The organism is Pseudomonas sp. S3_A09, from assembly GCF_054668065.1.
The window spans coordinates 1-15,157 of sequence record NZ_CP162752.1; the positions used below are offsets into that span (position 1 = coordinate 1).

Sequence of the window (15,157 nt, forward strand, 5' to 3'; positions counted from 1 at the left end):
CCTCTTGATCAACGCAGGATGCTGGAGAAGGCGTTTCTTCAGGGAATGGGTAAGGCGCTTTACAGCCTTTGGGACAACTTCACGCAACTGTATGGCCTGCTGGCGGATATCCAGACCCACAGTGAGAAGTGGCTGCAATACGTTACCCAGACCGAACTTGATGAACTGCTGAAACTGGGCAAGGAGGCCATTGGCCGCGGACTGCTGGTGCTCAGCGATGAACCGCTGGTGTTTATCTATGTGTCGGCGATATCCAGTTGGATACGGATGTTGCCGCCGCAAGAAATGAACGAGGTGATGGGGGAAATCACCGGCGATGTATTGATCGGGCTGCTGCTCGTGAGGGTTGCAGGCGCCATGGGTGTGACCCTGCGCCTGGGCCCCCAGGTGGTGGGGCATATCAAATCCGGCCGCACGCGTAGATGGCTGGAGAGGCTGGCCGATCAGCTCGTCGGGCCTCGGTTGGACGCGCATGTCGAAGCGGCCAAGCCGTTGTTGCTGGGCAGCGCGGCGACGCCGATCAGGGTAATTCCGGATGTGCCATTGAAGGTTGGGGATCAGGTGGTTGCCAACCCGGTACCGCTGGTTCGGGACAAGGCCACGCAACGGACGGTGTTGGTGCGGCAGGAGCCTGTCGACGATGTGCCTGCTTCCGCTCGAAACCCGGCTGGGAATGTCGCTGCGTCTTCGGACAAGACCGCCACCAACGGGTGCCCGGTGTCCATGGTCACGGGCGAGGAACTGCTGACCCTCACCGATGGAACGCTGGACGGGCTCTTGCCGTTTGAGTGGACCCGCTTGTACCGCACCAGTGCGGTGGAAATGGACTGCGGGTTGGGGTTTGGCTGGAGTCACTCGCTGGCGCATCGGCTGAGTGTTTCCGGGGATGCGGTGGTGTGGACCGATCATGAAAATCGCTCGACCACCCTGCCCCTGCCCACCGCTTCTCGGCCCGCGATCACCAACAGCCTGGCCGAAGCGGCGATCTACCTGGGGGCTGTGCCCGATGAGTTAGTCCTGTCTCAAGGGTCACGTTTCTACCACTTCCACGACGGTGTGCTGACAGCGATCAGCGATGCGTATGACAACCGGCTGCGCATTTGCAGGGATTTTCTAGGACGCATTGAGCGGCTGGATAACGGTGTCGGACGTTCGCTGTTTTTGCGCTATGCCTCGAGCCGGATCGTGGCGGTGGATTACCAGATCGAGCGGGCTGTCGATGACGGCCCATTTGTCTGGGTAACAGAGCAGACCGTTGTTGCCTACGCCTATGACGACGCTGGGCGACTGATTTCGGCGACCAATGCGGTCGGTGAAAGCGAGGTTTACCGGTACGACGATCAGCACGTAATTCTTGAGCGTGGCTTGGCCGGTGGGGCAAGTTTTTTCTGGGCCTGGGAACGGTCTGGCAAGGCCGCGCGGTGTGTCCGGCACTGGGCCAGTTTCTCGCAGATGGACACGCGGTACGCCTGGGATGACAACGGGCAGGTCACGGTGTTTAACGCCGACGGAAGCCAGGAAGTCTACGTGCATGACCTGCGGGCGCGGCTGGTGCAGCGCGTGGACCCTGACGGTGCCCAACACTTTAAATCCTACGATGACAAAGGCCGGCTGACGGTTGAGCAGGATCCGCTGGGTGCGATCACGGCGTATCAGTACGACGAAGCCGGGCGTTTGGTGGCGCTGTTTCCGGGGGACGATGAGCCGACGACCTACGAGCATGACAATGGATTCGTACGGGTTGTAAGGCGGGGTCACGCGGTCTGGAAATACGAGCGTAATGACCAGGGCGACGTGACGCGCAAGACCGACTCTGACGGCAACGCTACTGACTACAGCTACAACAAATATGGGCAGCTGGTTGGTGTTTGGTACCCGGATCACAGCTGTCATCGGCTGGTGTGGAATGAGCGTGGGCAGTTGCTTGAGGAGCAGTTGCCGAACGGTGGCGTTAAGCGCTATCGCTATGACGACCTTGGGCGACAGGTTGCCCGTGAAGATGCACAGGGGGCGCTAACCCAGTATCAGTGGGACAGCGTAGGTCGGTTGATCCGTGTTGTGCTACCGGGCGGTGCCGCACGGGAATACAGCTACAACGCTTACGGAAAAATCACCTCCGAACGCGATGAACTGGGTCACCTCACCCGCTACGAATACGCCGACGGCCTGCACCTGATCAGCCGTCGCATCAACGCTGATGGCACCCAGGTCAAATACCGGTACGACAACGTTAGGTTATTGCTGACCGAGATCGAAAACGAGGTGGGCGAAACCTACCGACTCCAATACCACAGCAACGGCCTGATCCAACAGGAAACCGGCTTTGATGGCCAGCGCACGGCTTACGTCTACGACCTCAACGGCAACCTTCAGGAGAAGACCGAACACGGCGATGACGGCAGTCAGCTGGTTACCCGTTACGAGCGTGACCATGCCGGTCGCCTCGTAAGAAAAACCCTACCCGACGGCAGCCTTGTCGATTACGCCTACGACCGTCAGGGGAATCTCTTAAGCGTCGAAAACGGCCACTGGGCGTTGGCCTACGAGTACGACAGCCAAAACCGTCTCACCGCCGAACACCAAGGCTGGGGCACGCTGCGCTATGGCTACGACGCCTGCGGCCAACTGCAAAACCTGCGCCTGCCGGACAACAACCGTCTCACCTTCAACCACGACAAAGGCGGCCACCTCGCCACCGTCGAGCTGAACGGCACGGTGCTGACGTCCCACCTATTCAAAGCCGGCCAGGAACTCCAACGCCAACAAGGCCAACTGATCAGCCACTACCACTATGACGACCAGCAACGCCTGCACGCCCACGCCGTCACCCAGCAACAACACACCCTTTACCAGCGCCACTACGACTACGACCAATCCGGCAACCTCACCCGCCTCCTCGACACTCGCAAAGGCGAGCATCACTACCACTACGACCCACTAAACCGCCTCACCCGCGCCGACCACTCCCAAGGCGAGCAAGAACGCTTCGCCCACGACCCGGCTGGCAACCTGCTCATGCAAAACCGCCCCGGCCCCGACATCGTCGCGGGCAATCGCCTGATGATCCAGGGCGACCACCACTACGACTACGACGCCTTCGGCAACCTTATCCGCCAACGACGCGGCAAAGGCCACGCGCTCGTCACCGAATACCGCTACGACTGCCAGCACCGTCTGATCGGCATTAAAAAACCCAATGGCCAGACCGCCAGCTACCGCTATGACCCGTTTGGGCGGCGCATCAGCAAAACCGTTGACGGCATCACTACGGAGTTTTTCTGGCAGGGCGACACACTCATCGCCGAACACCAAGCGGATCGCCATCGCAGTTACCTCTACGAACCCGACAGCTTCAGGCCATTGGCGCTACTGGAAGGCTTTGGTCCAAACGAAACCAAGCCCTATCACTACCAACTCGACCACCTCGGCACCCCACAGGAACTCACCGCCCCAGATGGCGAAATCGTCTGGTCCGCCCACTACCGCGCCTACGGCGAAATCACTCGTCTCGACATCGGAAAAATCGACAACCCGCTGAGCTTCCAGGGCCAATACGTCGATGAAGAAAGCGGGCTGCACTACAACCGCCATCGCTACTACAATCCGGATATTGGTCGCTACCTCACGCCGGACCCGGTGAAGTTGGCGGGTGGGATCAATGCGTACCAGTACGTGCCCAATCCTATAGGGTGGGTAGATCCATTAGGGCTGAACGCCTGTCCTGACAAGAATGGTTGCGAGCCAAACGCTTCCGCCCAAAAACCAGCTGAAAGTGTTAATCACTCAGAGCCGGCCCTACCGCAACTGACAAGTAGGCAGCGACAAGCAAGAATTGATGAGCTTGCCGAATCAAATGCTCATCGGCGTTTATCGGAACTCGAGGGATCAATTCCGGGAGCACACTTCTTGGAAAAACATGGGGCTCAGACGTCGCGAGAGTCTCAGCTCGAACGAGTGATGACAGCTACAAATCCCACTACCGGCGAAGTCGAGACCTTTCTTAATGGGAGAAGAAGGGGGCTACCAAGGCCACCCAGTGCCGCTACTCACTTTCTAAACCACAGGGACCAATTGAACGCAATTTACCGCTCACAACTCATCTTCAAGCTTACTGACCATTCGAGGTCAAAAGAGCCAATGCACATGGGAAAAATAATTGGTGAAGGATACAAGCGAGAAGGGTACGAATATGGAAAACAAAGAAAAGCCAGAGTTTTTTTGAATGACGAAGGCAAACCTATTACAGCATTTACGGAGTTCGAATGAAACTTAAGCCAAGCACATCAATCACCCAAGGTTTGCTATTCACCTACTGCGTCGAAAACGCAAAAAATCCGGCTAGAGAAGAACTCATCGCAGCCACAAACATTAACAATGACAAAGAACTGGAAAATCTATTCAACAAACTTACAAAACCAGAATTCGTCAGATACAAAGTCGACGAAAGGCAACGTCATGTTGAAAACCTAGAATACCTGCTACAAACAGATGAAGATTTTGAATCAGTGTTCTATCTTTTCGACACACATTTTGAAGACGAGATCGCCGACAAACGGCGTTTCATGAAAGTGTTGCTAAAATGCCTTAAAAAATATCATAAAGAAGCAACCTTAAAAAAAACCGACATCTGATTAACATACAAGCAAACACACTAAAGGACTATAAATAATGCAATTGAGCTCCCAGTTCAAAAGTCATAAAATGCAATTCGCTGCTCTAAATGAAGCTTCCACACGCACAACTCGAAACCTCGACCCATTCACCGGAGAGGACTACTACGGAAATCCCATCGTCCGGATAGAAATGCAAGGTTGTGGAAGAGGATACATACCGAACCCCACAGATTTAAACAACCCGACACTTGATGAAAACATGAATACGGCAATTGCTAAATTTGATCGCGAGACAAAGAAACTTTACACCGTATTTCCAGTGAGCGACTATCAATGTTAAAACACCCTTTTCTGAATATCCCGTACCAGCCAAAGCTTAGATACTTCCTCGGACCATTCGACATCTACGACCGCGAAGAGACGCTAGGTAAAGAGCTCGAAACTTATGACATAAACAATGAGACCGACAGGGAGCGATTAATTAAAAAATACATAATAGACAAAAGCACAGATTTAAATTATCGACATCGAAAAGTCTTAGTTGACAAATTGAGCGTTGCGCTCAATGACGAAACATATAATTTTTCGCACGTGCTACGCCAGGCTCCTGGGTTCTACTGTTCCCTGCCCAGGGGATGGAGCGACATGGTAAGGCCTCGAGGCTTTTTCGAAGATATATATCGGTTAGCGAATGAATGGTGGAAGACGACCTTCAAAAAGCCAGCCTTGAGGACCAATCAACTTGGTAATACTACTCTCCAAGGCATTGTGGCAAGCTGGCTTGCTCGCGTTGGGCCGCTCAGCGGCCCCACTCCAGGCAATAGGGTTTTCAGGCGGATCGGCATCACCTGTTTTGGGGCAGCTTCGCAGCCCAACGCAGGGCAAGCCTGCCCACCACAAAAGCAAGCCAATCAGCGGAAAATCACCGCTTCGAAAGCTCCATAATCATCCGACTAAGCAAATAAACCCGCGGCACCACGCTCTCAACCTCCGCATACTCCTCCGGGGTATGAATATTCCCGCCGACAATCCCAAACCCATCCAACGTCGGCGTCCCCACCCCAGCCGATAAACTCGCGTCTGCCGCGCCACCGCTGCCTTCAATCGTCAGCTTCTTGCCCAACTCCCCATAAATCCCCTGGGCAATCGCCACTAACTTGTCCGATTCCGGCGTCTGCGGCATCGGTGGTAACCCACGCTGCAAGCTGGTCTTCACTTCGGTTTCCGGGATCAGTTTGTTCGCTGATACGCGGGCCAGGTCTTTCTCGATGCGGTCAAACTCCTCCGGCAACGCCGCGCGCACGTCCGCCTTGGCGGTGGCCTGGTCGGGAATGACGTTGGTACGGTCGCCGGCCTTGATCACGGTGAAGTTGATGGTGGTTTTCTTCTCTTCATCCCCCAGCTTGCCCAGTTGCAGAATCTGGTGCGCCGCTTCCATCGCAGCATTACGCCCGAGTTCCGGGGCGACGCCGGCGTGGGCGGCTTTGCCTTTGACTTCAACCACGGCGGTGGCGCTGCCTTTGCGCCAGACCACCAGGCCATCGGCTGGGCGGCCGGGTTCGAGGTTGAGAGTGACGTCGTGGGCCTTGGCGGTCTTGCGGATCAGATCAGAGGCGGCGTCGGAGCCGGTTTCTTCGCTCGCGTCGAGCAGGAAGGTGATCTGCGCATAGTCCTTGAAGCCCTGGTCCTTGAGGACTTTGAGCGCGTAGATGCCGGCGACGATGCCACCCTTGTCATCCATCACGCCAGGGCCATAGGCGCGACCGTCCTTGATGTGGAACGGACGCTCGGCGGCCGAGCCTTCCTTGAACACCGTGTCCATATGGGCCATCAGCAGGATCTTGGCCTTGCCGGTGCCCTTGAGGGTGGCAACCACGTGACTGTTGTTGGCCGCTTTATCCGGCACCAGCTCAATCGAGAAACCCAGCTGTTTCAGCTCGTCCACAGCAATGTCGCGCACTTGCGTCAGGCCCGGTTCATAGCCGGAACCCGAGTCGATGTTCACCAGGCGCTCCAGCAATTTCAGGGCGTCGGCCTTGTACTGCTCGGCGTGTGCCTGGATCTGTTTGTGGGGTTCGGCGCTGTAGGCCGGCACGGCGAAGGACATGGCCAGGGTGGCGGCCAGGAGGGTACGGGGGAAGTTGAAGAGCATGAACCGATCCTTGTTTTTTGTTGGAAGGTGCCGTGACACCCTACTCCACTAGACCGATCGCAACCAACCCTCCTGTACCGTGCTGACGCGGTTCCGCCCACTGCTTTTGGCGTCGTACAAGGCCTGGTCGGCGTCATTCAACCAACTGGTCGAATCTGCGTGGGTCGGTTGATACGGCGCCAGGCCGATGCTCAGGCTGACGCGCAGGGTCGGGTCCTGGGCGTAGGCCAAGGCGTTGAAGCGATCGCGCAAGGCGTCCATCACTTCTGTGGCGCGGTTGAGCGGCATGCCCGGCAGGATCACGCAGAACTCATCACCCCCGTAACGCCCGGCCAGGTCGGTGGCGCGCAGGTTCTGGCGCAACACTTTGCTGAGCTGGCGCAGGACGATATCGCCGGTGACATGGCCGTAGGTGTCATTGATGGTCTTGAAATGGTCGATGTCGATCAGCGCAATGACGGCGCCCATGGAATCGCGGCGACAGCGTTGGAACTCGATCTCAAGGTGATCCTTCCAGGCGCCGTGGTTGAGCAGCCCGGACAGACTGTCAGTGCGGCTAAGGGCCAGCAGTTCACGTTTATGTCGTGCCAGGGTCAGCGCCTGACGGTAGCAGATCCACCCTAAGGCCAGCGGATACAGCATCAGGATCGGCAGGCAGGCGTAGAGCTGCGCCTGGGTGGTCACAGCGATGAATGCGGGCGTGAAGATCAGCAACGCAGTGCCCAGACCCAACGCCTGCGCCACCCACCCCGCCAGCATGAAGCGCGGGCCGCCGATGGCCACGTTGTTCATGCTCATCATCGACAAGGTGGTCACGCTCGGCAGCGGGTTGAAGTGCATGGCGCCGACCCAGAACCCACCACAAAAGGAATCGAACAATAGATTGCGCCGTTCACTGCGCAGGGCGCTGGCGCTGCGCCGCGTCAGTTGAAAAGCCACATGCGGCCAGACAAAGGCATTGATCAACATCCAGGCCCACACCCACCAGGCCGGGTCCAGGGGATACATCCCGAACACCACGCAGACAAATCCGAGCGTCAGCCCGAGGGTACGGGATCTGTACAACCGAGAAGCGAGCGGAAGTCCGGTGCCTTCTGCAGCTGACATGGTGGGGTGAGATCCTGAATGAATGCCTGGAGTCTATCAGGGTAACGGCAGATCGCCACTATTGCTCGTTAGCTCAAGACTCAGTGGGCAAAGCCCCGCGCCAGCATCATTGCCACGCCCAGCAGCAACACGGCCGTGATGCGCTGCAACAACACACGGCGCTTGGGGTTTTCCAGCACATGCTTGATGCGCTGACCGAAGTAGCAATACAGGCAGCCGCTGGCGAATTGCAGCAACAGGAACGTCAGCCCAAGGATCGCAATGTCCACCGTCGAACGGCTCGCCCCGGTACCGGCGAACTGGGGGAACACGGCACTGAACATGATGAGGGTCTTGGGATTGGAGAACCCAGTCAGCAAGCCCTTGCCAAACAGGTTACGCGCCGCTTCGACCTGGCCGATCCGTTCGATCACCACGCCGCTGCTGGTCCACTGTTTGTAGGCAAGATGCAGGATGTACGCCACGCCGACCACCTGGATGACCTGGGTGATCACCGGATAGCCCTTGATCAACTCGGAAAAGCCCACTGCAAAGATCAAGATCGAAATCAGGTACGACACACTGGCGCCGATCTGCGCCGGGATCGAACGGCGCAGACCGTCACGCACGCCCAGGCTCAACAACAGCAGAGTCATGGGGCCGGGGCTGAAGGTCATGGTGGCGCAAAACAGGAGGAAATACAGGAACGAGGAGAGGGTTAACGCACTTGTCATGGCCGGGGACCTGGAGGATGGAGCCCGCAGTCTAGGCAGTTGGCATTGCGCAAGGCAGGTAAAGTGAGGCCTAATCCGCCCGAACTTTACCGGTAAAACTTCCAGCAAAGGCAAGGACGTCGCGTGTTCGTATCAGCCATCACCTTTGTAGAAGGCACCCCCAAGGTGCTACAGATCGTCGAGGCGTTCAGCCAGGCCATCGAAAACGGCGAATGGACGCCCGGCAGCAAGTTGCCCTCGGTGCGCGAACTGACCGAGACACTGGGTGTGAGCAAGTTCACCCTCAATGAGGCCCTTGACCGCCTGCGCGGGCGCAACCTGCTCACTTCCAGTCAAGGCCGTGGCTATTTCGTCGCGACAGACCGTGCACGCCCGACAACCTCGAACTGGGTCGATCTGCTGCCACAGGACCTGCTCAGCGTGTTGCGTCGACCGCTTGCGACGGCCCACGGCGACCTGCGCCCCGGCGGCGGCCACCTGCCGGAAACCTGGCTGGACAGCGAAGCCCTGCGCCAAACCCTGCGCAGCGTGGTGCGGGCGCCGTCGCTGCGCATCGCCAGCCTGGGCACACCGGCCGGGTTGCTGCCTTTGCGCCAGGCGCTGCAACAGAAGCTGCACGGCGAGGGCCTGTCGGTGTCGGTGGAACAAATCATCACCACTCCCAACACCGTACAAGGCCTGGACATGCTGATGCGCCTGCTGGCACGTCCCGGTGACACGGTCCTGCTCGACGCACCGTGCTACTTCAACTTCCACGCCAACCTGGCCTTGCACGGGGTCAAGGTGGTGACGATCCCGCGTCGCCCCGACGGTTTTGATTTCACGGCCCTCGAACAGCTGCTGGCCGAGCATCGCCCCAGCCTGTACTTGACCACCAGCGTGTTGCACAACCCCACCGGCCACTCCTTAAGCCCCGGCCAGGCGTTCCGCCTGCTGCAACTGACCGAGCGCTACCACTGCCATATCGTCGAGGACGACCTCTACGGCGACCTGCACCCCAACCCGCCGCCGCGCCTGGCCGCCCTCGCCGGCCTGGACCAGGTCACCTACCTGTCGGGCTTCTCCAAGATCCTCAGCGCCAACGCCCGCGTCAGCTTTGTGGTGGCCGCACCGCAACTGGCAGCCAACCTCACCAACATGAAACTGATGAGCGGCGGCGTGACCTCCGAGCTGTTCGAGCAGGTCGTGTACCGCATGCTCAGCGAAGGCAGTTACGCCAAGCACCGCAAGCGCATGGTGCAGCGCTTGATGGAGGCCGGTGGACGCGTGGAGCAATGGCTCAAGCGTTGCGGCTGCGAGCTGCCGATGGGTTACGAAGGCGGAATGTTTATCTGGGCGCGGCTGCCGCCTGGGGTCAACGGCGAGCTGCTGGCCCAGGCGGCATTGAAACAGGGCATGGTGCTGGCACCGGGCGCGCTGTTTGGCTACGACCCGGTCCAGCGTGATTCGATGCGCTTCAATGTGGCCCACAGTGATGAGCCACGGGTGCAGCAGCTGTTTGAGACGCTGTTGCGAAGCACCGGCTGAATCAACTCACGATGTCGCTCTGCTGCAATTTGCCGTGGACCACCAGGAGAAAGGCCGGCTCGTCAGGTTTGCCGCTGATTTGCAACGTACTCCTCTGAACTGCCGGGTCATAGGTCACCATCGCTTCACCGCTGGCGCCCGAAAATGCACGCACGAACGTCAGCGGCTTGTCGCCCAGCGTCGCGCGGATCCCGGACACATCCACGCGGTCTTCGCCACTGACAAAGTCCATGATCTGATCCGGCGCGTCGCGGGTCGACTCGTTGGTTTTCCCGTAGACAAAGACGTCATTGCCTTTGCCGCCCCACAAGATGTCCGCCCCGCCCGCCCCATATATGCGGTCGTTGCCCTCTCCACCGTTGAGGGTGTTGGCCGCGTCGTTACCCACTAGCAAATCATTGCCGAAGCCGCCCACAGCGTTTTCGATAGTCACGCCATAGGCAATCGAGACATTGCCCTTGAGGCCGCCGACATCCGAAAACGTCCCGGCCTTGAGACTGATCTGTTGGTCCTGCTGGTAGCCGGAGAAGTCCAATGTGTCGGTGCCGCCGCCATCCCAGATGGCAGCGACCATCTTGTCCTGGTCGGCCTTGACGCTGAGGAAATCCCGATCGGTATTGGAATTGAAACCGTAGGTGGTGTCGTCCTTGCGGGTTTCATGGTTGGCGCCGTATTCCTGTTGATAGGCGCTGATATCGTCAAGTTGCGGCGCCGACGCGCGGATGCCGCCGTGATTCATATAGCCGTGACGTTCGCCCAGGTAACTCATGGTGGTATGGCTTTCGGAGTCTTCCAGATACCCGGCTTTGGCAGACCCGGAACTGACGTCGTATTGGCTAGGGTGGCTCAATCCCAAGGCATGGCCCAACTCATGCACGAGGGTGAAGCGACCTGCATCACCGTGGGACGCATTCGGCACGCTCTGATCGTCTTTTGTATCGACGAACCAAGCATCGCCGCTGAATCTGTCCTTGGGGTTGGGCAAGGACGTCTGAGGATAAGCCGCAACGGACTGGCCCTTCTTATTGTACAAATCAGCGTAATTGCCGAGGGTGATGTGACCTTCGCTGCTCGCCGTTTTCGGCCCCTCGGTAAACCTCACGTTTGCCACATCCGCAATGGATTGCAAGCTGCGCCGGGTCTGTTGCCTTTGATTTTCGAGCACGTGAGTGAACCCGGATTTATTGTGCTGTCTTTGATGCTTGTCCTCGGGAGGCTCTCGAAACGTATAGGTCACATCATAACGGCCGTCGCCGTTCTTATCCGGCCATCCAGCACTCCCACGCCAAAGTCGTGCGGTTGCTTCTTCGGGCGTCTTGGACGGTAATCCGTTGTGCTGGATGCCGCCACCGCGATCATCTCGGTGCTGAAACTGTTCAATCGTCTGGAATGTGGTGCTCGCTCGCGAGGTAATGGCTGTCATGAATGCGCTCTCATCAGGCAATGAAGCCTGATCTTGCGACCTTGGGCACATAATCGGATGTGCGTTTAAGCCGGGAATTCGAGCGATTACGTTCAAGTGAATCCATCGTTTTATGCCCGCAGCGCGTAGGACGTCGCTCAACGCTTGCGCTCCCCTTGAGCATTGAAGCCGCAATTTTGCTTCATCGTGTATCTCCTTATCGCCAGATACACTGCAATACAAAGGGCACAAGGCAAAGGCGCCGACAGTGGCTAGACTGCGCCCCAATGAGTAATTAACGAGGAAGGCACAGCATGGATCATGTCGATCACATCCTGATCGTCGATGACGACCGGGAGATCCGCGAACTGGTAGGCAACTACCTGAAGAAGAACGGCATGCGTACTACCGTGGTCGCCGACGGCCGTCAGATGCGCAGCTTCCTCGACACCACCCCGGTGGACCTGATCGTGCTGGACATCATGATGCCCGGTGATGACGGCCTACAGCTGTGCCGCGAACTGCGAGTCGGCAAACACAAGGCCACGCCGGTGCTGATGCTCACCGCGCGCAACGATGAAACCGACCGCATTATCGGCCTGGAAATGGGCGCCGACGACTACCTGGTCAAACCCTTCGCCGCCCGTGAACTGCTGGCGCGTATCAACGCCGTATTGCGCCGCACGCGGATGCTGCCGCCGAACCTTGTGGTCAGTGAAACCGGACGATTGATCCGCTTCGGTCGCTGGCGCCTGGACACCACCGCCCGCCATCTGCTCGACGACGATGACACCCTCGTGGCGCTGAGCGGTGCCGAATACCGCTTGCTGCGGGTGTTCCTCGACCACCCGCAACGCGTGCTCAACCGCGACCAGTTGCTTAACCTGACCCAGGGCCGCGACGCCGACCTGTTCGACCGTTCCATCGACCTGCTGGTGAGTCGCCTGCGTCAACGTCTGCTGGATGACGCCCGTGAACCGGCCTATATCAAGACCGTGCGCAGCGAGGGCTACGTGTTCTCCCTGCCGGTGGAAATCCTCGGGGCCGAGCAATGACCTTCAGGTTGGGATGGCCGCGCACCCTGGCATCACAACTGTCGCTGATCTTCCTGATCAGCCTGGTGTGCGCCCATGGCTTGTCCTTCAGTGCGCAATTCTACGAGCGCTACATCAGCGCGCGCACCGCCATGCTGGGCAACCTGGAAAACGATGTGTCCACCTCGGTGGCGATCCTCGACCGGCTGCCGGTCAACGAACGGGCCAGCTGGTTGCCGCGTCTCGACCGTCAGAACTATCGCTACCTGCTCAACGCGGGCGAGACCGGCGAACCGATGAGCAGCGATGATGTGCCCATGGCCGCCACCTCGATCGCGGATGCGCTGGGTGAACACTACGCGCTGACCTTCCGCGACATCCCCGGTATTCAGAAGCACTTCCAGGCGCACCTGAACCTGGCCGATGGCAGCCCGATCACCATCGACGTGCGCCCCGCCGCCCTGCCGGTCGCCTATTGGCTGCCGGTGGTACTGGTGCTGCAACTGGCTCTGTTGCTGGGCTGCACCTGGATCGCCGTGCGCCTGGCCATCCGCCCGCTGACCCGCCTGGCCCGCGCCGTGGAAACCCTCGACCCCAACGCCCATCCCACACCGCTGGACGAACAGGGGCCAACCGAAGTTGCCCACGCCGCTGCCGCGTTCAATGAAATGCAAAAACGCATCGCCGAATACTTGAAGGAACGCATGCAGATCCTGGCGGCGATTTCCCATGACCTGCAAACCCCGATCACCCGCATGAAACTGCGCGCTGAATTCATGGAAGATAGCGCCGAACGCGACAAGCTCTGGAGTGATCTGGGCGAGATGGAACACCTGGTACGCGAAGGCGTGGCCTATGCGCGCAGCGTTCACGGCGCTACCGAAACCAGCCACCGGATCAACCTCGATGCGTTCCTCGACAGCCTGGTGTTCGACTACCAGGACATGCACAAACAGGTCAGCCTCACGGGAAAAAGCGCAGTCGTGTTCGACACGCGCCCCCACGCCTTGCGCCGGGTGCTGGTGAATCTGGTGGACAATGCATTGAAGTTTGCAGGCAGTGCCGAACTGGAAGTGGGCTCGACGGCGGACGGGGAATTGTCGATCAAGGTATTGGATCGTGGCCCCGGAATTGCCGAAGACGAACTGGTTCAGGTCATGCAGCCATTCTACCGCGTCGAAAGTTCACGCAACCGCGGCACCGGTGGCACCGGACTGGGCTTGGCGATTGCACAACAACTGGCAGTCGCGATAGGCGGCTCGCTGACCTTGAGCAATCGACCGCAAGGTGGGTTGTGTGCCGAGATACGCCTGGGGCTTTAAGCCTCAGAGACCGGTGTTGCCGGTGCGGGATACAGATGCAAATTACTGATACATCAACTCCCCCATGATTCAACATTTTAATAATTAGGTTAGAACCAATCGGCATTTTACAGCCCTGGCTTCGGCCCCTACTTTAGAGGCGAATAACCGACCCCCTGCCCGGTGGAGGTGTCCATCACGCACTGAACCAGGACAGACCATGAGCATCGAATTCATCGGCTACATTGGCGGCCATCACGCTTCCGAAATTCACCCACGCAGCGGCCCTACCCTGCAACCCGACTACATCGAGACCGTGGCCCGCGCTCACGAACAAGCCGGCTTCGACCGCGCGCTGGTGGCCTTTCACTCCAACAGCCCGGACAGCACGCTGATCGCCTCCCATGCCGCCAGCGTGACGCAAAAACTTCAATTCCTCATCGCCCATCGCCCCGGTTTCGCCCAGCCTACCTTGGCGGCGCGCCAATTCGCCACGCTCGACGTGTTCAACGGCGGGCGCACGGCAGTGCACATCATCACCGGTGGTGACGACCGCGAATTGCGTGCCGATGGCAGCCACATCGGCAAGGACGAACGCTACGCACGTACCGATGAATACCTGAGCGTGGTGCGTCAGGAATGGACCAGCGAACAACCTTTTGACTTCAAGGGCACCTACTATCAGGTCGAAGGTGCACATTCCACGGTGAAGTCACCGCAACAACCGCACATCCCCTTGTATTTTGGCGGTGCGTCCAAAGCCGCGATCGAAGTGGCGGGCAAACACGCCGATGTGTACGCGCTGTGGGGCGAAACCTACGAACAAGTGCGCGAGATCGTGACCCAGGTACGCGCCGAAGCGGCCAAGCATGGACGCACGATTCGTTTCAGCCTTTCGTTGCGGCCGATCCTTGCCGAGACCGAAGAACTGGCGTGGGCACGGGCCGACCGCATCTTGCAGCAGGCCACCGAGCTGGCAGAGAAAAATGGATTTGTCCGACGTGAACCGCCGAACGAAGGCTCGCGCCGGTTGCTCGCGGCGGCGGCGCAGGGATCGCGGCTGGATAAGCGTTTGTGGACGGGGATTGCAGGGCTACTGGGGGCACAGGGCAACTCAACGTCACTGGTGGGCACGGCTGAGCAAGTCGCGGAGGCATTGGTGGATTACTACGACCTGGGGATCACCACGTTCCTGATTCGTGGGTTTGATCCTTTGAATGATGCCATCGACTATGGCAAGCGCTTGATTCCTCTCACCCGCCAGCTGATCGCTGAACGCGAACAGGCCCAGCAAGTGGCTTGATTCAT

Annotated in this window: 11 protein-coding genes; 7 read left to right on the top strand and 4 right to left on the bottom strand. The window is 58.7% G+C overall.

Features of this window, described 5'->3' with window-relative positions; all coding sequences use genetic code 11:
* The first annotated feature begins 18 nt into the window (after positions 1–18).
* The 3 genes from AB4N92_RS00005 to AB4N92_RS00015 all read left to right on the top strand — a co-directional run bounded on the left by AB4N92_RS00005 (position 19) and on the right by AB4N92_RS00015 (position 5,558).
* Positions 19–4,266, top strand: coding sequence for an RHS repeat-associated core domain-containing protein (locus tag AB4N92_RS00005; protein ID WP_460128932.1), 4,248 nt, complete (start codon positions 19–21; stop codon positions 4,264–4,266).
* Entirely contained in the window at positions 4,263–4,631 is a 369-nt protein-coding gene (locus AB4N92_RS00010) for a hypothetical protein (protein ID WP_154973405.1), read from the top strand. The genes AB4N92_RS00005 and AB4N92_RS00010 overlap by 4 nt, the downstream gene beginning before the upstream one ends.
* Positions 4,632–4,946: 315 nt before the next feature.
* The gene (locus AB4N92_RS00015; protein WP_329605911.1) at positions 4,947–5,558 is read left to right on the top strand and encodes a hypothetical protein; all 612 of its coding nucleotides are present in this window, start codon (positions 4,947–4,949) and stop codon (positions 5,556–5,558) included.
* Here the strand turns inward: AB4N92_RS00015 and AB4N92_RS00020 are convergent.
* The 3 genes from AB4N92_RS00020 to AB4N92_RS00030 all read right to left on the bottom strand — a co-directional run bounded on the left by AB4N92_RS00020 (position 5,536) and on the right by AB4N92_RS00030 (position 8,585).
* Positions 5,536–6,765, bottom strand: a complete 1,230-nt coding sequence (locus AB4N92_RS00020; protein WP_044287331.1) for a M20/M25/M40 family metallo-hydrolase — start codon at positions 6,763–6,765, stop codon at positions 5,536–5,538. The two genes, AB4N92_RS00015 and AB4N92_RS00020, sit on opposite strands and share 23 nt — an antisense overlap.
* Before the next feature lie 48 nt (positions 6,766–6,813).
* Complete coding sequence (locus tag AB4N92_RS00025) at positions 6,814–7,872, bottom strand: diguanylate cyclase (protein WP_029529114.1); 1,059 nt, start codon at positions 7,870–7,872, stop codon at positions 6,814–6,816.
* An 80-nt stretch (positions 7,873–7,952) separates the two neighbouring features.
* Entirely contained in the window at positions 7,953–8,585 is a 633-nt protein-coding gene (locus AB4N92_RS00030) for a LysE family translocator (protein ID WP_010209745.1), read from the bottom strand.
* A gap of 123 nt (positions 8,586–8,708) precedes the next feature.
* On the opposite strand from AB4N92_RS00030, the gene AB4N92_RS00035 reads away from it, so the two are divergent.
* Positions 8,709–10,112, top strand: coding sequence for an aminotransferase-like domain-containing protein (locus tag AB4N92_RS00035; RefSeq protein WP_042572181.1), 1,404 nt, complete (start codon positions 8,709–8,711; stop codon positions 10,110–10,112).
* A gap of 1 nt (position 10,113) precedes the next feature.
* Here the strand turns inward: AB4N92_RS00035 and AB4N92_RS00040 are convergent, their stop codons facing one another.
* Positions 10,114–11,535: a serralysin family metalloprotease gene (locus tag AB4N92_RS00040; protein ID WP_047540974.1), complete on the bottom strand. Its 1,422-nt coding sequence runs from the start codon at positions 11,533–11,535 to the stop codon at positions 10,114–10,116.
* Positions 11,536–11,828: 293 nt separating this feature from the next.
* Between AB4N92_RS00040 and AB4N92_RS00045 the strand changes: the two genes are divergently transcribed.
* The 3 genes from AB4N92_RS00045 (at position 11,829) to AB4N92_RS00055 (ending at position 15,152) form a co-directional block, all read left to right on the top strand.
* Entirely contained in the window at positions 11,829–12,569 is a 741-nt protein-coding gene (locus AB4N92_RS00045) for a response regulator (protein WP_010209741.1), read from the top strand.
* Positions 12,566–13,870 (top strand): ATP-binding protein, encoded by a 1,305-nt coding sequence (locus AB4N92_RS00050; RefSeq protein WP_021492713.1) that lies wholly within the window; start codon positions 12,566–12,568, stop codon positions 13,868–13,870. The genes AB4N92_RS00045 and AB4N92_RS00050 overlap by 4 nt, the downstream gene beginning before the upstream one ends.
* 199 nt (positions 13,871–14,069) lie before the next feature.
* Complete coding sequence (locus tag AB4N92_RS00055; RefSeq protein ID WP_021492714.1) at positions 14,070–15,152, top strand: LLM class flavin-dependent oxidoreductase; 1,083 nt, start codon at positions 14,070–14,072, stop codon at positions 15,150–15,152.
* Positions 15,153–15,157: the final 5 nt, after the last annotated feature.

What these genes read in the sequence shown, in the direction of transcription:
- AB4N92_RS00005 (WP_460128932.1), top strand. Translation starts at nt 19, where the DNA reads ATGCTGGAGAAGGCGTTTCTTCAGGGAATGGGTAAGGCGCTTTACAGC.
- AB4N92_RS00010 (WP_154973405.1), top strand. Translation starts at nt 4,263, where the DNA reads ATGAAACTTAAGCCAAGCACATCAATCACCCAAGGTTTGCTATTCACC.
- AB4N92_RS00015 (WP_329605911.1), top strand. Translation starts at nt 4,947, where the DNA reads ATGTTAAAACACCCTTTTCTGAATATCCCGTACCAGCCAAAGCTTAGA.
- AB4N92_RS00020 (WP_044287331.1), bottom strand. Translation starts at nt 6,765, where the DNA reads ATGCTCTTCAACTTCCCCCGTACCCTCCTGGCCGCCACCCTGGCCATG.
- AB4N92_RS00025 (WP_029529114.1), bottom strand. Translation starts at nt 7,872, where the DNA reads ATGTCAGCTGCAGAAGGCACCGGACTTCCGCTCGCTTCTCGGTTGTAC.
- AB4N92_RS00030 (WP_010209745.1), bottom strand. Translation starts at nt 8,585, where the DNA reads ATGACAAGTGCGTTAACCCTCTCCTCGTTCCTGTATTTCCTCCTGTTT.
- AB4N92_RS00040 (WP_047540974.1), bottom strand. Translation starts at nt 11,535, where the DNA reads ATGACAGCCATTACCTCGCGAGCGAGCACCACATTCCAGACGATTGAA.
- AB4N92_RS00045 (WP_010209741.1), top strand. Translation starts at nt 11,829, where the DNA reads ATGGATCATGTCGATCACATCCTGATCGTCGATGACGACCGGGAGATC.
- AB4N92_RS00050 (WP_021492713.1), top strand. Translation starts at nt 12,566, where the DNA reads ATGACCTTCAGGTTGGGATGGCCGCGCACCCTGGCATCACAACTGTCG.
- AB4N92_RS00055 (WP_021492714.1), top strand. Translation starts at nt 14,070, where the DNA reads ATGAGCATCGAATTCATCGGCTACATTGGCGGCCATCACGCTTCCGAA.